General features: G+C 70.6%; 18 protein-coding genes. 10 read left to right on the top strand and 8 right to left on the bottom strand.

Going from position 1 to position 17,959, the window contains the following annotated elements; translation table 11 throughout:
* Positions 1 to 90: 90 nt before the first annotated feature.
* A complete protein-coding gene (locus ACIO92_RS33910; RefSeq protein ID WP_401243069.1) occupies positions 91 to 540 on the bottom strand; it encodes a GNAT family N-acetyltransferase in 450 nt (149 codons plus the stop codon).
* A 140-nt stretch (positions 541 to 680) separates the two neighbouring features.
* On the opposite strand from ACIO92_RS33910, the gene ACIO92_RS33905 reads away from it, so the two are divergent.
* Together ACIO92_RS33905 and ACIO92_RS33900 are read left to right on the top strand one after the other, a co-directional pair.
* Positions 681 to 1,532 (top strand): NAD(P)H-binding protein, encoded by an 852-nt coding sequence (locus ACIO92_RS33905; RefSeq protein ID WP_402284339.1) that lies wholly within the window; start codon positions 681 to 683, stop codon positions 1,530 to 1,532.
* 74 nt (positions 1,533 to 1,606) lie between these two features.
* Positions 1,607 to 2,344 (top strand): Mut7-C RNAse domain-containing protein, encoded by a 738-nt coding sequence (locus ACIO92_RS33900; RefSeq protein WP_366445997.1) that lies wholly within the window; start codon positions 1,607 to 1,609, stop codon positions 2,342 to 2,344.
* A gap of 110 nt (positions 2,345 to 2,454) precedes the next feature.
* On the opposite strand, the gene ACIO92_RS33895 is transcribed toward ACIO92_RS33900, so the two are convergent.
* Positions 2,455 to 2,937 carry a MarR family winged helix-turn-helix transcriptional regulator gene (locus ACIO92_RS33895; RefSeq protein WP_366445998.1) on the bottom strand — a complete coding sequence of 161 codons (483 nt, stop codon included), beginning with the start codon at positions 2,935 to 2,937 and terminating at the stop codon, positions 2,455 to 2,457.
* A gap of 49 nt (positions 2,938 to 2,986) precedes the next feature.
* Entirely contained in the window at positions 2,987 to 3,547 is a 561-nt protein-coding gene (locus ACIO92_RS33890) for a TetR family transcriptional regulator (protein ID WP_366445999.1), read from the bottom strand.
* 89 nt (positions 3,548 to 3,636) lie between these two features.
* Here ACIO92_RS33890 and ACIO92_RS33885 point away from each other — a divergent pair, with 89 nt between their 5' ends.
* Positions 3,637 to 5,088, top strand: a complete 1,452-nt coding sequence (locus ACIO92_RS33885) for an FAD-dependent monooxygenase (RefSeq protein WP_402284337.1) — start codon at positions 3,637 to 3,639, stop codon at positions 5,086 to 5,088.
* 61 nt (positions 5,089 to 5,149) lie between these two features.
* On the opposite strand, the gene ACIO92_RS33880 is transcribed toward ACIO92_RS33885, so the two are convergent.
* The gene (locus ACIO92_RS33880) at positions 5,150 to 5,656 is read right to left on the bottom strand and encodes a hypothetical protein (protein ID WP_402284334.1); all 507 of its coding nucleotides are present in this window, start codon (positions 5,654 to 5,656) and stop codon (positions 5,150 to 5,152) included.
* Between the two features lie 75 nt (positions 5,657 to 5,731).
* Here ACIO92_RS33880 and ACIO92_RS33875 point away from each other — a divergent pair, with 75 nt between their 5' ends.
* The 3 genes from ACIO92_RS33875 to ACIO92_RS33865 all read left to right on the top strand — a co-directional run bounded on the left by ACIO92_RS33875 (position 5,732) and on the right by ACIO92_RS33865 (position 7,937).
* Positions 5,732 to 6,067 carry a YnfA family protein gene (locus ACIO92_RS33875; RefSeq protein ID WP_366446002.1) on the top strand — a complete coding sequence of 112 codons (336 nt, stop codon included), beginning with the start codon at positions 5,732 to 5,734 and terminating at the stop codon, positions 6,065 to 6,067.
* A gap of 67 nt (positions 6,068 to 6,134) precedes the next feature.
* Positions 6,135 to 6,899, top strand: a complete 765-nt coding sequence (locus ACIO92_RS33870; RefSeq protein ID WP_402061202.1) for an SDR family NAD(P)-dependent oxidoreductase — start codon at positions 6,135 to 6,137, stop codon at positions 6,897 to 6,899.
* A gap of 159 nt (positions 6,900 to 7,058) precedes the next feature.
* Complete coding sequence (locus ACIO92_RS33865; protein ID WP_402284329.1) at positions 7,059 to 7,937, top strand: hypothetical protein; 879 nt, start codon at positions 7,059 to 7,061, stop codon at positions 7,935 to 7,937.
* Positions 7,938 to 7,959: 22 nt separating this feature from the next.
* Here the strand turns inward: ACIO92_RS33865 and ACIO92_RS33860 are convergent, their stop codons facing one another.
* Positions 7,960 to 9,153 carry an RtcB family protein gene (locus ACIO92_RS33860; RefSeq protein WP_402061199.1) on the bottom strand — a complete coding sequence of 398 codons (1,194 nt, stop codon included), beginning with the start codon at positions 9,151 to 9,153 and terminating at the stop codon, positions 7,960 to 7,962.
* Between the two features lie 174 nt (positions 9,154 to 9,327).
* Between ACIO92_RS33860 and ACIO92_RS33855 the strand changes: the two genes are divergently transcribed.
* From ACIO92_RS33855 to ACIO92_RS33845, 3 genes are all read left to right on the top strand, one after another.
* Entirely contained in the window at positions 9,328 to 10,230 is a 903-nt protein-coding gene (locus tag ACIO92_RS33855) for a DUF3558 domain-containing protein (protein WP_366446005.1), read from the top strand.
* 129 nt (positions 10,231 to 10,359) lie between these two features.
* On the top strand, positions 10,360 to 11,094 hold the full coding sequence (locus ACIO92_RS33850) for a DUF3558 domain-containing protein (RefSeq protein ID WP_366446006.1): 735 nt from the start codon (positions 10,360 to 10,362) through the stop codon (positions 11,092 to 11,094).
* A 117-nt stretch (positions 11,095 to 11,211) separates the two neighbouring features.
* Positions 11,212 to 12,519 (top strand): DUF2637 domain-containing protein, encoded by a 1,308-nt coding sequence (locus tag ACIO92_RS33845; RefSeq protein WP_366446007.1) that lies wholly within the window; start codon positions 11,212 to 11,214, stop codon positions 12,517 to 12,519.
* Positions 12,520 to 12,592: 73 nt separating this feature from the next.
* Here the strand turns inward: ACIO92_RS33845 and lysS are convergent, their stop codons facing one another.
* On the bottom strand, positions 12,593 to 14,317 hold the full coding sequence (lysS, locus tag ACIO92_RS33840; protein ID WP_401243042.1) for a lysine--tRNA ligase: 1,725 nt from the start codon (positions 14,315 to 14,317) through the stop codon (positions 12,593 to 12,595).
* A gap of 250 nt (positions 14,318 to 14,567) precedes the next feature.
* On the opposite strand from lysS, the gene argS reads away from it, so the two are divergent.
* Positions 14,568 to 16,337 (top strand): arginine--tRNA ligase, encoded by a 1,770-nt coding sequence (gene argS / locus ACIO92_RS33835; protein WP_402284326.1) that lies wholly within the window; start codon positions 14,568 to 14,570, stop codon positions 16,335 to 16,337.
* Between the two features lie 76 nt (positions 16,338 to 16,413).
* Here argS and ACIO92_RS33830 read toward each other — a convergent pair whose 3' ends face one another.
* A complete protein-coding gene (locus ACIO92_RS33830; protein WP_351789639.1) occupies positions 16,414 to 16,683 on the bottom strand; it encodes a DUF1876 domain-containing protein in 270 nt (89 codons plus the stop codon).
* 136 nt (positions 16,684 to 16,819) lie between these two features.
* Positions 16,820 to 17,824, bottom strand: a complete 1,005-nt coding sequence (gene hemB / locus ACIO92_RS33825; RefSeq protein ID WP_366446010.1) for a porphobilinogen synthase — start codon at positions 17,822 to 17,824, stop codon at positions 16,820 to 16,822.
* Positions 17,825 to 17,959 lie beyond the last annotated feature (135 nt).

Here is a 17,959-nt window from a genome sequence, read left to right as displayed (position 1 = left end):
CCCGTGAACGTCTCCACCCACAACGACTCAGCCTTCAACACCCCACGCATACAAGGGAAATGCCCGCACCGCAGCCTTCTGCAACACGCTTTAGGAGGCGTCCCCGCCCGGGGTGAGCGGCCGGGTGAAGTGGAAGGCCGCGATGTCGAACCGCTCGCGCAGGTAGAAGCGATGGGCTCCGGTGCGGTGGGTGCCGGAGTCGAGGGAGAGTTCACGGCAGCCCGCGGCGCGCGCGTGGCCCTCCAGATGCGCGACGAGGGCGTGGCCGACGCCGGTGGAGCGGTCGGCGGCGGCGGTCACGAGGTCGTCGACGTACAGCTTGCGCGGGGAGCTGGTGCTGTGGACGATCCGCCAGCCGGCCGCGCCGACGCAACGGCCGTCGTCCGTGTAGGCGGCGCTGAAGCGCAGACCCTGGGGATGCCCCGCCGCGTACACCTCACGGAACAGCTCGGGGGTGAGGTGGGGCCGGAGTTCGGTGAGGACCGGAAGGAGGTCGCTCTCCAGCAGGGGGTCACCGGGCTCAAGGTCGATGATCTTCATGGCCGGACGGTACCTCAGGGTTTTGTCAGGGTTGACGGCCTGGGCACGGGCCTGGATATTTACCTGTGTTACGCAGTCAATGTGTCACACAATAAATTCTCGCTCCAGCTCCGACCACTCACTCACCCACAAGGAATCCCATGACCGTCCTCGTCACCGGCAGCCGTGGCCGTGTCGCCTCCGCCCTGCTCGAACTGCTCGGCACCGCGGGGATCGAGGCCAGAGCCGCTTCCAGGAACCCCGGCGAGCTCTCGCCGCCGCCCGGGGTCGGCACCGCGCGGTGCGACCTCGCCGATCCGGCCACCTTCGACGCGGCGCTGGACGGCGTCGACTCGGTCTTCCTGTACGCCGAGCCGCGCCACGCCGAGACGTTCGCGGACCGGGCCCGCGCGGCGGGCGTCGGGCATGTCGTCCTTCTCTCCTCCAGCTCGGTCCTCGCCCCGGACGCCGAGCGGAACGCCGTCGCCGCCTCCCATCTGACCGCCGAGCGCGCCCTCTCCGCGGCAGCGGCGACCGGGGCCTTCGAGACCACCCGCCTCCGGCCGGGCGCCTTCGCCACGAACGCCCTCCAGTGGGCCCGCCCGCTGCGGGCCGGAAGCGGACCCGCGCTGCCCGTCCCGCACGCGTACGGGGACCCGATCCACGAGCGGGACCTCGCCGAGGCCGCCTTCGCCGTACTCACCGAGCCCCGGCTGCGCGGCACCGCCCACCATCTGACCGGCCCCGAGTCGCTGACCTTCGTCGAACAACTCGCGGCCCTCGCCGGGGTGACGGGACGCCCGGCCCCGCACATCGTGGTCACCGCCGAGCAGTGGAAAGAGTCCGTAGCCGCCTTCATGCCGGAGGTCTTCGCCGATGCCCTGCTGTCCCACTGGTCCGCCCACGACGGACGGCCGACGCCCCTGACCCGCACGGTCGAGGAACTGACGGGTCACCCGGCCCGCACCTTCGCCGAATGGGCCGCCGACCACAGGGAGGCGTTCCCCGCCTGAGCGGCCCGGCGCGGCCCGGCCACCCGGCGAGGAATTGCCTGGCCGCCCCTCCGGACCGATGCCATCCTGTCCCCGTGAACGGACCGAAGATCCAGATCAGTTTCGCCCCCGGCCTCGGAGTCTTCGTCGCGGCGGAGCGCCGCACGGGCCCGACGGCCGTGACCACCGACGGCGCCTCCTCGCTCGGGCACGTCGTGGAATCCCTCGGCGTGCCGCGCACCGAGACGGGACGGCTCGTCGTCGACGGGCGGCCCGTCGACGCCTCGCACGTCCCGGCGGCGGGCGAGACGGTCGAGGTGGAGGGTGTCGCCCGCCCGCAGCCGGTGCCGGGCGCGCCGCTCCGGTTCCTGCTCGACGTGCACCTCGGCACCCTGGCCAGGCGGCTGCGCCTGCTCGGTGTGGACGCGGCCTACGAGAGCGAGGACATCGGCGATCCCGCGCTCGCCGCGCTCTCGGCCCGGGAGCGACGCGTGATGCTCTCCCGGGACCGGGGCCTGCTGCGCCGCCGCGAGCTGTGGGCGGGCGCCTATGTCTACAGCGACCAGCCGGACGAGCAGCTCCGGGACGTCCTGGAGCGCTTCGCGCCCCCGCTCGCACCCTGGACCCGCTGTACGGCGTGCAACGGAAGGCTGAGCGACGCCGACAAGGAGGCGGTGCGCGAGCGGCTGGAGCACGGCACGGAGAAGACCTACGACGTGTTCGCCGAGTGCGTGGAGTGCGGCCGGGTCTACTGGCGCGGGGCGCACCACTCCCGCCTGGAGGAGATCGTGGCCGACGCGGTACGGGAGTTCGGCACCGCGACAACGGCCTGAGGCACCGGCGGGCGGCCCTCGCCGGGAGTGCCCAGGGGCGTGCCCGGCGGTCCGGGCACGGGTCCGGGTCCGGCCGGTGGCCAGTGGCCGGTGGGTCAGTGGCCGGTGGGTCAGTCGAGGCCGCCGCGCAGGCGCTCGATCTGGGCGGCGCTGACCTCGACGGTCCGCCGCATATGGGCGATGAGCAGGGCGAGTTCGGCGTCGCTGTAGGCCTCGAACATGGTGCCCCAGGTGTCGTTGAGCTTGCGCCACAGGTCCCCGAGTTCCGCGACCCGCTCGGGCGTGAGCGTGACCAGGACCCGACGCCGGTCCTCGGTGTCGCGTTCGCGCGTCGCGTAGCCGGACCGTTCGAGGCGGTCGACCAGCCGGGTGGCCGAGCCCGTGGTGAGTCCGGTCAGCTCGGCGACCCGGCCGGTGGTCACCGGCCCCTCCTCCAGGCTGAGCAGGTTCAGGCACTGCACGTCGGTCGGGTGGAGCCCCAGGTGGTCGGCGACGGCCTGGTTGAACAGGGCGTAGGCGGCCATGTAGCGACGGGCCTCCCCGAACAGCTCGTCCTTCAGGGCGGCGCGCCGGCCGGAACTCTTCTGCGGCATGTGAAGAGTGTACGAACCGGGCACCCGGCCCCCGGGGCGGGCGGGGCGCTCAGGGGGCCTCGGCGGTCAGATAGCGCTGCACGGTCGGGCCGAGCCAGGCCACGATCTCCTCGGGGGTCATCTCGACGGCGGGCGGCAGCCGCAGTACGTAACGGGTGAGCGCCATGCCGAGGATCTGCGAGGCCACCAGTGCCGCGCGCCGCGGGGCATCCGCGGGATCGGGGCAGACGCCCCGGGTGACCGGCCCGAGCTGCTGCGCGAAGACCTCCTGCATCCGCTCGGCCCCCGCCGCGTTCGTGACGCCGACCCGGAGCATCGCGGTGAGGACCTCGTCCCGCTCCCAGCGCTCCAGGAAGTGGGTGACGAGGACGGCCCCGATGTGCCGCGCGGGAAGGGCTCCCAGCTCGGGCAGGCTGATCTCGATCTCCGACGCGGCGGCGAACAGGCCCTCCTTGTTGCCGTAGTAGCGCATGACCATCGACGGGTCGATCCCGGCGTCACGGGCGATGGCCCGGATGGTGGCGCGGTCGTATCCGTCGGAGGCGAAGCGCTCCCGGGCGGCCTCCAGGATGGCGGCCCTGGTGGCGTCGGAGCGTCGGGCGGTCTTCATACCAACAACTGTAGGCCAACAAGCGTTGACATTCCATCCACCCCGGCCCTACAGTTGCCAACAAGCGTTGACCAACAGATGTTGACCAAATGGTCGTGGACACCCTGGAGGCAGCCATGAGCACCATGGAGCGGACGGACGCACAGGTACTCGTCGTCGGCGCGGGCCCCACCGGCCTGCTGCTCGCCGGTGACCTCGCCGCCGCGGGCATCGAGGTCACCCTCGTCGAGCGCCGCCCGCACGACCTCGGCAACCTGACCCGCGCCTTCGGCGTCCACGCCAGAACGATGGAGCAGCTGGACGCCCGGGGCCTCGCCGACGAGCTCCTCGCCACCGGCACGACCCTCGACCGCGCACGGCTCTTCGGCGCGCTCGACATCGACATCACCCGGTTGCCCAGCCGTTTCAACCATCTGCTCGTCACCCCGCAGTACGAGGTGGAGAAGCTCCTGGAGCGGCGGGCCGTGGAGGCGGGCGTCACCTTCCGCTACGACACGGAACTGCGCGGACTGCACCAGGACGCCGACTCCGTCACCGCCGATCTCACCGGCCCCGACGGCGCCCGCCTCACCCTCCGGGCCCGCCATCTGGTCGGCGCGGACGGCGCCCGCAGCGCGGTCCGCAACGCCCTGGGGCTGCCCTTCCCCGGCGGCTCCGTGATCCGCTCCCTCGTCCTCGCCGATGTGCGCCTCGCGGAGGAGCCCGAGGAGTCCTTCACCGTCAAGGGCTCCGGCGACACCTTCGCCTTCCTCATCCCGTTCGGCGACGGCTGGTACCGGGTGATGGGCTGGAGCCGCACCCATCAGGTGGCCGAGGGCGCACCGGTCGACCTCGAAGAGGTCCGCACGCTCGCCCGCCGCGCCCTCGGCACCGACCACGGCATGTACGACCCGCGCTGGGTCTCCCGCTTCCACAGCGACGAGCGCCAGGTCCCGTCCTACCGGGTGGGCCGGGTCTTCCTCGCCGGGGACGCGGCCCATGTGCACTCCCCCGCCGGGGGCCAGGGCATGAACACCGGACTCCAGGACGCCGCCAACCTCTCCTGGAAGCTCGCCGCCGTCCTGCGCGGTGACGCGCCCGACCCCGAGGCCCTCCTCGACAGCTACCACGCGGAGCGCCACCCGGTCGGCGCGACGGTGCTGCGCAGCAGCGGCGCCCTCGTCCGGATCGCGATGGCCCACACCCCGCTCACCCGTGGTGCCCGCACCCTCGGCATCCACGTCGTGAACAAGGTGCGGCCCGTCTCCTCCCGGGCCATGGGCATGATCAGCGGAATCGCCATCGCCTACCGGCCCCCGGCGGGCACCACCCGGCCCGTGGGCCGCCGTGCCCCTGACGTCCGGCTGCGCGAGGGGCGGCTCTACGAGCTGCTGCGCGCGGGCGAGTTCGTCCTGATCGCCCCGGAGGGGGCGAGCCCCGCGCTGCCGCCGGGCACCCCCGTGTCTCCCGAGCGGCTCGTCCGGGCCACCTGGCGGGACCCGGGAAAGCGGGACGCGGTCCTGGTCCGCCCCGACGGCTATGTGGGATGGACCGGCCGTTGAGCCCCCGGCCCGGCCGGGGGAGCCCGGAAGGCGGCGCCCGGCCCTTCGGCGGGCCTTGGGATCAGAAGACGTACGGGTCCCCGGTGGCGAGCACCAGGACGTGGTGCCGGTCGTTGCCCGGGTTCCGGTCGGCCACCCCGTCCCGCCAGGCCGTGGAGACGTCCACGGTCAGCTCGTCGGGGAGACCGGTGGTCCGCAGGTCGAGGGCCAGTTCACCGACGCCCCGGACGGCGGGCAGCTCGCCGGTCCGGCAGGACACCACGCGGTCGCTGCTCCACAGACAGGCGGGCGGCAGCTCCTGACCACCCGACATCGGTTCGGAGAAGGCGAGCCGGACGGTGGCCTGGGCGAGATCGGAGGGCCCCAGGTTCTCGCTGACCAGCCAGACGCCCACCCTCCCGTCCCAGAGGGAGACATGACCGTGATGGGAGAGATCGGCCTCCGGCCCGGCCACCGGCCCCCGGGCCACGGCAACCGCACCCGCACCCGCACCCGCACCCGCACCCGCACCCGTCACGACGACGGCCGCGAGAACGACCCCGAGCAGACCTTTCCTCAATCCACGCATAGGCCCAAAATACTCATTAACCATCCGATATTCTGACAACTCATCAGCCTGCGTGTCCCATGGCACGCTGCCTTCATGCTGACCCTTCGCTCCCTCGCGCTCTTCGCCGTCGCCGCCCTCTTCGAGATCGGAGGCGCCTGGCTCGTCTGGCAGGGCGTGCGCGAGCACCGGGGCTGGGTCTGGATCGGCGCCGGAGTCATCGCCCTGGGCGCCTACGGCTTCGTCGCCACCCTCCAGCCGGACGCCGAGTTCGGCCGGGTCCTCGCGGCCTACGGAGGTGTGTTCGTAGCCGGGTCCATCCTCTGGGGCATGGCCGCGGACGGCTACCGGCCCGACCGCTGGGACGTCATCGGCGCCCTCGTCTGCCTCGCCGGGATGGCCGTGATCATGTACGCCCCCCGAGGCCGCTGACAGGCCCCCGACCTATCCTGGCCGGGCGATCGACGAAATCGACCACCTGCGCGAGGAGCACCACGTCATGACTGCCCCCGGTACCCCCATCGCCGTCGTCACCGGAGCGAGCGGCGGCATCGGCGCCGCCACGGCCAGGCAGCTGGCGGCAGCCGGGTACCGCGTGGTCCTCACCGCCCGGCGCGGAGACCGCATCGAGTCCCTCGCCGCCGAGCTCAACGAGGCCGGCCACCAGGCCGCCGCCTATGTCCTGGACGTCACCGACCGCGCCGCCGTCGACGAGTTCGCCACGGCGTTCCGCAGCCTCGCCGTCCTCGTCAACAACGCGGGCGGTGCGCTCGGCGCCGACCCCGTCGCCACCGGCGACCCCGACGACTGGCGCCGGATGTACGAGGTCAACGTCATCGGCACCCTCCATGTGACCCAGGCCCTGCTCCCGGCCCTCACCGCGAGCGGCGACGGCACGGTCGTCGTCCTCTCCTCCACCGCGGGCCACGCCACCTACGAGGGCGGCGCGGGCTACGTCGCCGCCAAGAACGGCGCCCGCGTCCTCGCCGAGACCCTCCGTCTGGAGATCGTCGGCACCCCGGTCCGCGTCATCGAGATCGCCCCCGGCATGGTCAAGACCGACGAGTTCGCCACCACCCGCTTCCGGGGCGACACCGAGAAGGCCGCCAAGGTCTACGCGGGCGTGGCAGAACCCCTCACCGCGGAAGACGTCGCCGACACCATCACCTGGGCCTGCACCCGCCCCCCGCACGTCAACATCGACCTCCTGGTCGTCCGCCCCCGGGCCCAGGCCTCCAACACCAAGGTCCACCGCAAGCTCTGACGGCGAACCATCACCCGCACGTATGGGTGAATCTCTGTGATCACCCGGACGATGGCCGAAATCACGACCTAGAGTTGGGAACAACTCGACACAGAACGGCCCTCGGCAGGGATTGCAGTCCCGACCGAGGGCCTGACCATCAGGAAGGCAATACTTCCCATGGCTGAGCAGGACCTTAGCGTGCCCGCGCTCGTCGACACGAGCGCCCTCACGCCATCCGCCCTTACCTTCATGGACCTCGAGAACCCCGAATACGCGTACATGTTCGGCTTCCTGCAGGCCGATGGACACCTCAGCGAACAGACACGCCAAAGAGGGCGGCTGACCGTCGAGATCCAGGTCCGGGACATCGCTGTCCTCCAAGAGTTCCAGCGGCTCACCCCGTACAACAGCAGCATCACCGAGCGCACCAGGGCCACGAACTTCTCGGCGAATCACCACTCGGCCGTCTGGCGCCTCCATGCGCTCGAAGCACGCACCACGCTCAACCGGCTCGGCCTTCCCTACGGCAGGAAATCGAAGAGGATCACACCGCCTCGTGTGCCCTTCTCACGGCGCGACTACCTCCGTGGCGTCATCGACGCGGACGGATCGGTCGGCTTCACCGGCAAAGGTCTGCCGTTCATCTCTCTCACCACGATCAGCACCGCCATCGGCGCCTACCTGTGTCACTACACGAAACGCCTCACCGGCGCGGAACGCATGATCAAGCGAAACACCCGCGACGGCATCTACAACATCGTGTACACGAAAGAGGCGGCCGTCCTGCTCGCCGCTCATCTCTACTACCCCGGCTGCCTCGGCCTGGAGCGCAAGCGGGCCAACGCCCGATCCCTCGGTTCCTGGGTACGTCCCCCCGGCATGAGGATCCGGCCCCCACGAAAGCCGTGGACCGCCGAAGCCGACCGCGTCCTGCTCGCATCTCCCACTCTGGCCCATGCGGCCGAGGAACTCGGCCGGTCCCAAAGCAGTTGCCAGACACGACGCTGGCGCCTGGCGAACGGTATCGTGCCGTCGCCGACCACCCACCACCGATAGTCCGGCCCAAGGGTCCCGGGCGTCAGCCCTTCACACAGATGAACTGCTTCAGCTTGGCGACAACCTCGACCAGGTCCCGCTGCTGATCCATCACCTGCTCGATCGGCTTGTACGCGCCCGGGATCTCGTCCACGACACCAGAGTCCTTGCGGCACTCCACGCCCCGCGTCTGCTCCGCCAGATCCTGCACCGTGAACCTGCGCTTCGCCTCGCTCCGGCTCATCCTCCGCCCCGCGCCGTGCGACGCGGAGTTGAACGCCTTCTCGTTGCCCAGGCCCTTCACGATGTACGAACTGGTGCCCATCGACCCAGGAATGATCCCGAACTCCCCGGACCCGGCTCGGATCGCGCCCTTCCTCGTGACCAAGAGGTCCATGCCCTCGTACCGCTCCTCCGCCACATAGTTGTGGTGGCAGGAGATCTCACTCCCGAAGGTCACCTTCGCCTTCCGGAACTGGCTGCGGATCACTTCCTTCAGAAGCGCCATCATGATCGCGCGGTTGTGCTTCGCGTACTCCTGCGCCCAGTACAGATCGTTGCGGTAGTCCGCCATCTGCGGAGTGTCCGAGACGAACACCGCCAGGTCCCGGTCGACGAGCCCCTGGTTGTGCGGCAGCTTCTGGGCGATGCCGATGTGGTGTTCCGCTAGTTCCTTGCCGATGTTCCGAGATCCGGAGTGGAGCATCAGCCAAACCGAACCCGACCCATCGAGACAGGTTTCGATCATATGATTACCTGATCCGAGCGTTCCCATCTGCTGTCGTGCCCGTTCCTGACGGAACTTGACCGAGTCGGCGACTCCGTCGAACCGGGACCAGAAGTCGTCCCAGCCCGCCGTCGGGAACTGGAACAGCCGTCCCGGGTCCACCTCCGTGCGGTGCAGGCCACGGCCCACCGGAATCGCCTGCTCGATCTTCGAGCGGAGCCGCGACAGATCGCCCGGCAGGTCGTTGGCCGTCAGGGAGGTCTTCACCGCCGACATGCCGCAGCCGATGTCCACACCGACCGCCGCAGGGCAGACCGCCCCCTGCATCGCGATCACCGAACCGACCGTCGCGCCCTTGCCGTAGTGCACGTCGGGCATCACGGCCAGACCCTTGATCCACGGCAGCGTCGCCACGTTCCGCAACTGCCGCATGGCGCCGCTCTCGACCCCGCCGGGATCGGCCCACAGCCTGATCGGAACCTGTGCCCCCGGCACTTCGACGTACGACATAGCCTCTCGATTCCCCCTAAAAGCCTGAAAACGCAAAAACTGGAGCCAAGGCCGTACAGGTGACAGCGGACCGGCATCAACAGCTGCGTGTGCGATAGACATTGTGTCCATCAGCCGGGTTCGCGCGGCAAACAGTTTTCGGGAAAGACTTTCGGGAGAAGGGAGCCTGGGACCGTGCAGCGAAAGAGGTACACCCCCGGCCGCACCGGGTCCACGGCGCGCACCGCCGTCGTGCTCACCCTCGGCCTCGGCCTGGGGATCGGCCTCACCGGATGCTCCTCGGGCACCCCGACCGACGACGTCTCCCTCGACGCCAAGGCCGGCCCCGCCGCAGCCGTAGCACCCCCGGGCCGCTACCGCACGCTCTTCGAGCCGTGCCGTGCCGTCCCCCAGGCCGCCCTCAAGGACATGCTCCCGGGCGCGGCCTCACTGTCCGACGCCGAGCGGAACAAGGCCTACCGGGGCGTCGCCGCCGTCACGTACGACACCGACCGGCGGGTCGGCTGCACCTGGAAGGCCGACACCCCCGACACCTCGCACCGGCTCGCCCTCGACATCGAGCGGGTGGTCTCGTACGACGGCTCCGTCAGCGACGACGACCGGGCGCGGGAGGTGTACACCCGCAAGCAGATCGCGGCGGGCATCCCGCTGCCCCCGACCGACCCGGCCACCACCCCCACCACCCCCACCACACCACCCGCGTCGACCACGTCCGGCGCTCCGAACGCGTCCGCCGACGCGACCCGCCCCCCGGGCAAGAACCCCTCGGGCACGACCACGGCCACCGCCACGGGCCAGCCCGCCACCGGCACCACCGCCGACCCCTCGAACACCGGTCTGGAACCCCGTGTCCTCGACGGGCTCGGACAGACCGCGTTCCTCGACGAGGTCCTCAGCAAGGTCGGCGCGAGCGGACAGCAGCGGGCCGTCAGCGTGGTGTTCCGCACATCCAACGTCATCGTGACCGTCTCCTACCGGGAGCAGACCACCGGTTCCACGGAGGCCCCCGACAGCAGAGAACTGCAGGAAAAGGCCCGGAACCTGGCCCGGCTGCTCGCCGAGCGACTGGAGGAGTAGCCGTCCGGCTCCGATCCGTGAGCGCGGGACGACCACGTAACGTGTCGGCGTACCCGTGGCCCCACGCCGTGGCCGCGCCCGAGCCCCACGCCGGAGCGGCCGGCCGTACGACAAGCGACTGAAGGAACCATGCAGCGATCAGCTCCGCGACTCACCCGCATACTCGCCTGCGCAGCCGTCCCGGTGATGCTCGTCGTCGCCGGCTGCTCCTCGGGCTCCGGCGACTCCGGCTCCGGTACGAGCGGGTCGAAGGACAAGGCCGCCACGGCGTCCGCGACGCCGTCGCCCTCGCAGTCGACGAAGACGGTCGAAGCGGCGAAGTTCGCGAAGCTGCCCGAGGCGTGCAAGGCGATCACCGGCAAGACCACCGCCGCCCTGGTGCCCAAGGCGAAGGCCAAGGCCGGCACCCGCGCCCCCTCCAGCGACCCCGACAGCCGCAGCGGCTGCTCCTGGAACGGCCTGGAGGACAAGGGAGTGAAGGGCTCGCAGTACCGCTGGCTCGACGTCTCCTTCTACCGCTACGCGTCGGACGTCTCCCTCGGCAGCGGCCAGGAGCGCGCCCAGAACAACATGACCAAGGAGCTCGCGAAGGTCGAGGACACCCCCGGCGTCCAGAAGGTCCGCGGCGCCACGGTCACGGGCATCGGCGACGAGGCGAAGACACTCGCCTACCAGCTGCGCAAGACGAACGAGGACTTCGTCTACGCCACCGTCGTGGCCCGCACGGGCAACGTCCTGGTGATGCTCTCGTACAACGGCGCCGGATACGCGGGGGCGCCCACCCCGTCCGACAAGGCGATCATGGACGGTGCCGTGAAGGCCGCGAAGGAGGCCGTGGCCGCCGTGGCCGCAGCCAACAAGTAGTCACAAAACGGCGCAGAGAGCCGTGTCGACGCGGAGCCCGTCCCTCCCCCGAGGGCCGGGCTCCGCGCGCATGTGCGACTCTGTGGCCGGATTGTCGATTGACGGGAGGGGTCGCGGGTGGCCGCGATGGAGCTCACACGCACGCACCGGATACTCATCGGTCTCGTCGTCGCCGGTGCGATGATCATCGCGGGAATCGGTTTCGCGGGCTCGTACGCCGCCGTGCGCGAGCTCGCCGTGCTCAAGGGCTTCGGCACCTTCTCGTACTTCTTCCCGATCGGCATCGACGCGGGCATCTGTGTGCTGCTCGCCCTGGACCTGCTGCTCACCTGGATGCGGATCCCCTTCCCGCTGCTCCGGCAGACGGCGTGGGTGCTGACGGCCGCGACGATCGCGTTCAACGGCGCCGCCGCCTGGCCGGACCCGCTGGGCGTCGGTATGCACGCGGTGATCCCGGTGCTGTTCGTCGTCTCCGTCGAGGCGGCACGGCACGCGGTGGGCCGGATCGCGGACATCACCGCCGACAAGCACATGGAGGGCGTACGGCTGACCCGCTGGCTGCTCTCCCCGATACCCACGTTCCGGCTGTGGCGCCGGATGAAACTGTGGGAGCTGCGGTCGTACGAGCAGGTCATCAAGCTGGAACAGGAGCGGATGATCTACCAGGCGCGGCTCCAGGCACGGTACGGCCGGAGCTGGCGCCGCAAGGCCCCGGTGGAGGCCCTGATGCCGCTGCGTCTCGCGCGGTACGGGGTGCCGCTGGCGGAGACGGCCGCGGCGGGTCTGGCGGCGGCGGGCATCGAGCCTGCGCTGCTGCCTCCGCCGCCGCAGGAACTCGCGCCGCCGCAGCCGCCCGCGCTCGTCCCCTCGGCGCCGGTGCCGCAGCGGTTCCCGCAGCAGCCGGTGGAGCTCGCGGCGGCCGGGGCGGGTCATCCGCAGCAGGAGGGGCCCCCGTCCGGGGACCTCTCCCAGGCTCCCGCCCCGGAGACCGGACGCCAGAGCGCCGGGGAGCGACCCGTGACGCACGAGAGCCAGTGGTTCGCCGCGCAGACGGTCTCCCCCGACACGTACGAGGGGACCTACAACCCGCGCATCGTGGAGGGGCTCGAACCCATGCCGGTCCCGGTCCCGCAGGGGCCGGAGGACATCCCCCAACCGGGTCCCGAGGAGTTCGTCCCCTATCCCGAGTTCGTCGAGGAGCCGCAGCTTCCCGTGGACCAGTTCGAGGAGGACGTCTTCAAGTTCTTGTGGTCGTACGCGCAGGAACACAACGAGTTCCCGGACGACGGCGCGCTGCCGGAGCTGCTGGCCAAGTACTACGACCTCCAGGAGTTCCCCGCCGACCTGTCCGAGCAGCTGCACCAGTCGCTCCCGTCCCTCAAGCAGCGGGTCCAGGACGGCATGGCCGAGCACGACACCGCCTGACAGCACAGAGCGCCACGCGGTCATGGGAAAGGGCCGTCACCCCATGTGGGTGACGGCCCTTTCGCACGTCCCGTCAGGCGCCGAGCAGCTTGCGCACCCGGTCCGCGCCGACGGCGAGGAGCAGGGTGGGCAGCCTCGGCCCGGTCTCCCGGCTGACGAGCAGCTGGTAGAGCAGGGCGAAGAAGGCGCGCTGCGCGAGCTTCAGCTCGGGCGTCGGCTTGGCCTCCGGGTCGAGACCGGCCAGCACCTTCGGGACGCCGTAGACGAGGGTGGTGAGCCCGTCGAGCGACCAGTGGGTGTCGAGGCCCGCCAGGAGCAGCCGGAGGGACTCGCGGCCCTCGTCGTCCAGGGAGCCGAGCAGTTCGGTGTCGGGCTGCTCGCGGACGATGGTGCGCTGGTCGGCCGGGACCTGGCTGGTGATCCAGTTCTCGGCGCGGTCGAGGCGCGGCCGGACCTCGTCGAGGGAGGTGACCGGGTTCTCCGGGTCGAGCTCGGTCAGGATCCGCAGGGTCTGCTCGTCGTGTCCCGCGGTGACGTCCATGACCGAGGCGAGCGTGCGGTAGGGCAGCGGGCGCGGGGTGCGCGGCAGCTCTCCGGCGGCCGTGCGGGCGGCGCGGGAGTGGGCGGCGGCGTCCGCGGGCAGCACGGTGCCGTCCGCGACCTTGGCCTCCAGCTTGTCCCACTCGTCGTAGAGCCGCTGGATCTCCTGGTCGAAGGCGATCTTGAACGACTGGTTGGGCCTGCGGCGGGCGTACAGCCAGCGCAGCAGCGGGGCTTCCATGATCTTCAGCGCGTCGGCGGCGGTCGGGACGCCACCGCGCGAGGAGGACATCTTGGCCATGCCGCTGATGCCGACGAAGGCGTACATCGGGCCGATCGGCTGCACGCCGTCGAAGATCTCGCGGACGATCTGCCCGCCGACGACGAAGGACGAGCCGGGCGAGGAGTGGTCGACGCCGGAGGGCTCGAAGATCACGCCCTCGTAGGCCCAGCGCATGGGCCAGTCGACCTTCCAGACCAGCTTGCCCCGGTTGAACTCGCTCAGCTTCACGGTCTCGGCGAAGCCGCAGTTCGCGCAGGTGTAGGCCAGCTCGGTGGTCTCGTCGTCGTACGAGGTGACGGTCGTCAGGTCCTTCTCGCACCGGCCGCAGTAGGGCTTGTACGGGAAGTAGCCCGAGGAACCGCCGGAGCCGTCGTCCTCGCTCGCCGCGCCGGAGCCCTCCTCGGCCTCCAGCTCGGCGTCGTCGACCGGCTTCTGCGACTGCTTCTTCTGCGCCTTCTTCGTCCGGTACTGGTCGAGGATGGCGTCGATGTCGGCGCGGTGCCGCATGGCGTGCAGGACCTGCTCGCGGTAGACACCGGCCGTGTACTGCTCGGTCTGGCTGATCGGGTCGTACTCGACGCCCAGCTCGGCCAGCGACTCGACCATGGCGGCCTTGAAGTGCTCGGCCCAGTTGGGGTGGGGCGAACCGGCCGGGGCCGGGACCGAGGTCAGCGGCTTGCCGATGTGCTCGGCCCAGGACTCGTCGATGCCCTCGATGCCGTTCGGCACCTTGCGGTAGCGGTCGTAGTCGTCCCAGGAGATCAGGTGCCTGACCTCGTGCCCCCGGCGGCGGATCTCGTCGGCGACCAGGTGCGGGGTCATGACCTCGCGGAGGTTGCCCAGGTGGATCGGGCCTGACGGGGAGAGGCCGGAGGCGACGACGACCGGTTTGCCAGGCGCACGTCGCTCCGACTCGGCGATGACCTCGTCCGCGAAACGGGAGACCCAGTCGGTCTCGGTGCTGCTCTGAGCCACGGTCGGTACGTCCTTCTTCCTGGGAGTTACTTCCTGGGGCTGATGCCTGAGGAGTGCTGATGCCTGAGGAGTGCTGACTGACTTCCCTGCGTCAGCCATTCTCCCAGACGGAAGACCGCTCCCCGAAGTTGTCCACAGACCGGGAATGGCGTGCGACGCAGTTGTCCACAGGCGGGGAAACCCCGTTGTGGTGCCGTGGGACACTTGACAGGCGAATCAGACCCACCGGACTCAACAGGAACGGAAGCTCATGGCCTCGGTCCCTTCCCTCGCTTCGACCGTGCAGCAGCGCCTCGCGGACGGACTCTCGGCAGCCCTGCCGGAGGCCGGTGCCGCCGACCCGCTGCTCCGACGAAGCGACCGGGCCGACTTCCAGGCCAACGGCATCCTGGCACTGGCCAAGCGGCTCAAGGGCAATCCCCGTGAGCTGGCCGCCCAGGTCGTGGCCGCCATCCCGGAGAACGACGTCCTCCGGGAGATCGAGGTCTCGGGCCCCGGCTTCCTGAACATCACGCTGACGGACGCGGCGATCGTGCGGACCCTGGCGGCCCGTGCCGCCGACGCCCGGCTCGGTGTGCCGTTCAACGAGTCGGCGGGCACCACGGTCATCGACTACGCCCAGCCGAACGTGGCGAAGGAGATGCACGTCGGGCACCTGCGCTCCGCCGTGATCGGCGCCGCGATGGTCGAGATCCTGGAGTTCACCGGTGAGACGGTGGTCCGCCGCCACCACATCGGCGACTGGGGCACCCAGTTCGGGATGCTCATCCAGTTCCTGATCGAGCACCCGCACGAGCTGGACCACTCCTCGGGGGCCGAGGTCTCCGGCGAGGAGGCCATGTCCAGCCTGAACCGGCTCTACAAGGCGTCGCGCGCCCTCTTCGACTCCGACGAGGAGTTCAAGACCAGGGCCCGCGCGCGCGTGGTGGACCTCCAGGCGGGCGACGAGCGGACCCTCGCGCTCTGGCAGCGGTTCGTCGACGAGTCGAAGATCTACTTCTACTCGGTCTTCGACAAGCTCGACATGGACGTCCGGGACGCCGACGTGGTCGGCGAGTCCGGCTACAACGACATGCTGGCGGAGACCTGCCGCATCCTGGAGGAGTCGGGCGTCGCCGTCCGCTCCGAGGGAGCGCTGTGCGTCTTCTTCGACGACGTGAAGGGCCCGGACGGCAATCCGACCCCGCTGATCGTCCAGAAGTCCGACGGCGGTTTCGGGTACGCGGCGACGGACCTGTCCGCGATCCGCGACCGGGTGGGGAACCTGAAGGCGACGACCCTGCTGTACGTGGTGGACGCCCGCCAGTCGCTGCACTTCAAGATGGTCTTCGAGACGGCCCGCCGCGCCGGGTGGCTGAACGACGAGGTGAAGGCCGTCCAGCTGGCCTTCGGCACGGTCCTCGGCAAGGACGGCAAGCCGTTCAAGACCCGTGAGGGCGAGACGGTCCGGCTGGTGGACCTGCTGGACGAGGCCGTGGACCGGGCGACGGCGGTCGTCCGCGAGAAGGCCGGGAAGGTGGGCCTGACCGAGCCGGAGATCGTGGAGAACGGGCAGTACGTGGGCATCGGCGCGGTCAAGTACGCCGACCTGTCGACGTCCGCCGCCCGTGACTACAAGTTCGACCTGGACCAGATGGTCTCGCTGAACGGCGACACCTCGGTGTACCTGCAGTACGCGTACGCGCGGATCAGGTCGATCTTCGGCAAGGCCGGCGACCGCACCGCGCAGGCCCACTCCGAGCTGGAGCTCGCCCCGGCCGAGCGGGCGCTCGCTCTGCACCTCGACCAGTTCGGCGAGGTGATCTCCGAGGCCGCCGCGGAGCACGCCCCGCACAAGCTGGCCGCGTACCTGTACCAGCTCGCCTCGCTGTACACGACGTTCTACGACCAGTGCCCGGTCATCAAGCCGGAGCCCGCGCGGGAGGTCGCGGAGAACCGTCTGTTCCTCTGCGACCTGACCGCCCGGACCCTCCACCAGGGCATGGCGCTGCTCGGCATCAGGACGCCCGAGCGCCTCTGACGCCGGACCCGGGAGCGTCTCCGGGGAACCGGCGCGAAAACCCCCGGCGCGGAGAACCGTGCCGGGGGTCCCGTCGTCAGCGGATGGTGTGCGAGGTCCTGCCGGAGACCGCGTCGATCTCCGTGTGCGCCTTCTGCAGCAGTTGCGAGGCCAGGTCCATCAGGGCCCGAGCACCGGCGATCTCCTCGCCCACCCGTAGCTGGTCGGGATCGGAGGGGTGCCGGTTCGCGGTGCCGTGCGCCCGGAACTCGCTGCCGTCCGAGAGCCGGACCATGGCCGCGGCCCGCGTCCGGTCGCCCTCCTCCTGGAACTCCATCTCCACATGCCATCCGACAAGCGTGTGCATCATGAGGACCACCTCCAGCGGGGTACCTGTCGGCTACCCCTCCAGGGTGCGCCGGACGGCGGCCCGCCACCAGCCCGGGCCCGGCCCCACCGGCCCGGCGGGACCCCCTCCCGCCCCGCCCTGGAGCGGAAACGCCTCAGTACCCGCCGCGTCCGAGCTTCTGCGCGACCTCGGTGGCCCAGTACGTAAGGATCGTGCGCGCCCCGGCCCGCCTGATGCCCGTCAGGGTCTCGAAGATCGCCCGGTCCCGGTCGATCCAGCCCTTCTCGGCCGCCGCCTCGACCATCGCGTACTCACCGCTGATCTGGTACGCGGCCACCGGCACGTCCACCGACGCGGCGACCTGCGCGAGGATGTCGAGGTACGGCCCGGCCGGCTTCACCATGACCATGTCGGCGCCCTCCTCCAGGTCGAGCGCCAGCTCCCGCATCGACTCGCGCGCATTGGCCGGGTCCTGCTGGTAGGTCTTGCGGTCGCCCTTGAGGGAGGAGCCGACGGCCTCGCGGAAGGGACCGTAGAAGGCGGAGGAGTACTTCGCGGTGTACGCGAGGATCGACACGTCCTCCTTGCCGATGGTGTCCAGGGCGTCCCTGATCACCCCGACCTGGCCGTCCATCATCCCGGAGGGCCCCACCACGTGGACACCCGCGTCGGCCTGGACCTGCGCCATCTCGGCGTAACGCTCCAGCGTGGCGTCGTTGTCGACCCGCCCGTCGGCGTCGAGGACCCCGCAGTGCCCGTGGTCGGTGTACTCGTCGAGGCAGAGGTCCGACATGACGACCAGGTCGTCGCCGACCTCGGCCCGCACGTCCCGGATCGCGGCCTGGAGGATGCCCTCCGGGTCCGTGCCCGCCGTTCCGAGGGCGTCCTTCTTCGCGTCCTCGGGCACCCCGAAGAGCATGATCCCGGAGACCCCGGCCTCCAGCGCCTCCACCGCCGCCTTGCGCAGGGTGTCGCGCGTGTGCTGGACGACCCCGGGCATCGCCTGGATCGGCACGGGCTCGGTGATCCCCTCGCGCACGAACGCGGGGAGGATCAGATCGGCGGGATGCAGCCGCGTCTCGGCCACCATCCGGCGCATGGCGGGCGTCGTCCGCAGCCGCCGCGGCCGCGCCCCGGGAAAGGATCCGTACGAGTTCATACGCCCGAGGCTACGCCTGGGTGAACAGTGCACTTACCGACACGGTGTTGCCGCTTCCACGGCCCCGCGAGCCTCCCGCGCCACCCCACCGCGCGGCCCCGGAGACGCGAAAGGTGCGGGCCCCGAAGGACCCGC

The sequence above is a fragment of the Streptomyces sp. NPDC087215 genome, assembly GCF_044744885.1.
GTDB lineage: Bacteria > Actinomycetota > Actinomycetes > Streptomycetales > Streptomycetaceae > Streptomyces.
The sequence above is the reverse complement of the archived record's forward strand: the minus strand, read 5'-3'. Positions and strand labels throughout refer to the sequence as shown.

Bases quoted from the DNA above. Each gene is read 5' to 3' on its own strand.
- ACIO92_RS33910 (WP_401243069.1), bottom strand. From the start codon at position 540: ATGAAGATCATCGACCTTGAGCCCGGTGACCCCCTGCTGGAGAGCGAC.
- ACIO92_RS33905 (WP_402284339.1), top strand. From the start codon at position 681: ATGACCGTCCTCGTCACCGGCAGCCGTGGCCGTGTCGCCTCCGCCCTG.
- ACIO92_RS33895 (WP_366445998.1), bottom strand. From the start codon at position 2,937: ATGCCGCAGAAGAGTTCCGGCCGGCGCGCCGCCCTGAAGGACGAGCTG.
- ACIO92_RS33890 (WP_366445999.1), bottom strand. From the start codon at position 3,547: ATGAAGACCGCCCGACGCTCCGACGCCACCAGGGCCGCCATCCTGGAG.
- ACIO92_RS33885 (WP_402284337.1), top strand. From the start codon at position 3,637: ATGGTCGTGGACACCCTGGAGGCAGCCATGAGCACCATGGAGCGGACG.
- ACIO92_RS33880 (WP_402284334.1), bottom strand. From the start codon at position 5,656: ATGCGTGGATTGAGGAAAGGTCTGCTCGGGGTCGTTCTCGCGGCCGTC.
- ACIO92_RS33875 (WP_366446002.1), top strand. From the start codon at position 5,732: ATGCTGACCCTTCGCTCCCTCGCGCTCTTCGCCGTCGCCGCCCTCTTC.
- ACIO92_RS33870 (WP_402061202.1), top strand. From the start codon at position 6,135: ATGACTGCCCCCGGTACCCCCATCGCCGTCGTCACCGGAGCGAGCGGC.
- ACIO92_RS33865 (WP_402284329.1), top strand. From the start codon at position 7,059: ATGGCTGAGCAGGACCTTAGCGTGCCCGCGCTCGTCGACACGAGCGCC.
- ACIO92_RS33860 (WP_402061199.1), bottom strand. From the start codon at position 9,153: ATGTCGTACGTCGAAGTGCCGGGGGCACAGGTTCCGATCAGGCTGTGG.
- ACIO92_RS33850 (WP_366446006.1), top strand. From the start codon at position 10,360: ATGCAGCGATCAGCTCCGCGACTCACCCGCATACTCGCCTGCGCAGCC.
- argS (WP_402284326.1), top strand. From the start codon at position 14,568: ATGGCCTCGGTCCCTTCCCTCGCTTCGACCGTGCAGCAGCGCCTCGCG.
- ACIO92_RS33830 (WP_351789639.1), bottom strand. From the start codon at position 16,683: ATGCACACGCTTGTCGGATGGCATGTGGAGATGGAGTTCCAGGAGGAG.
- hemB (WP_366446010.1), bottom strand. From the start codon at position 17,824: ATGAACTCGTACGGATCCTTTCCCGGGGCGCGGCCGCGGCGGCTGCGG.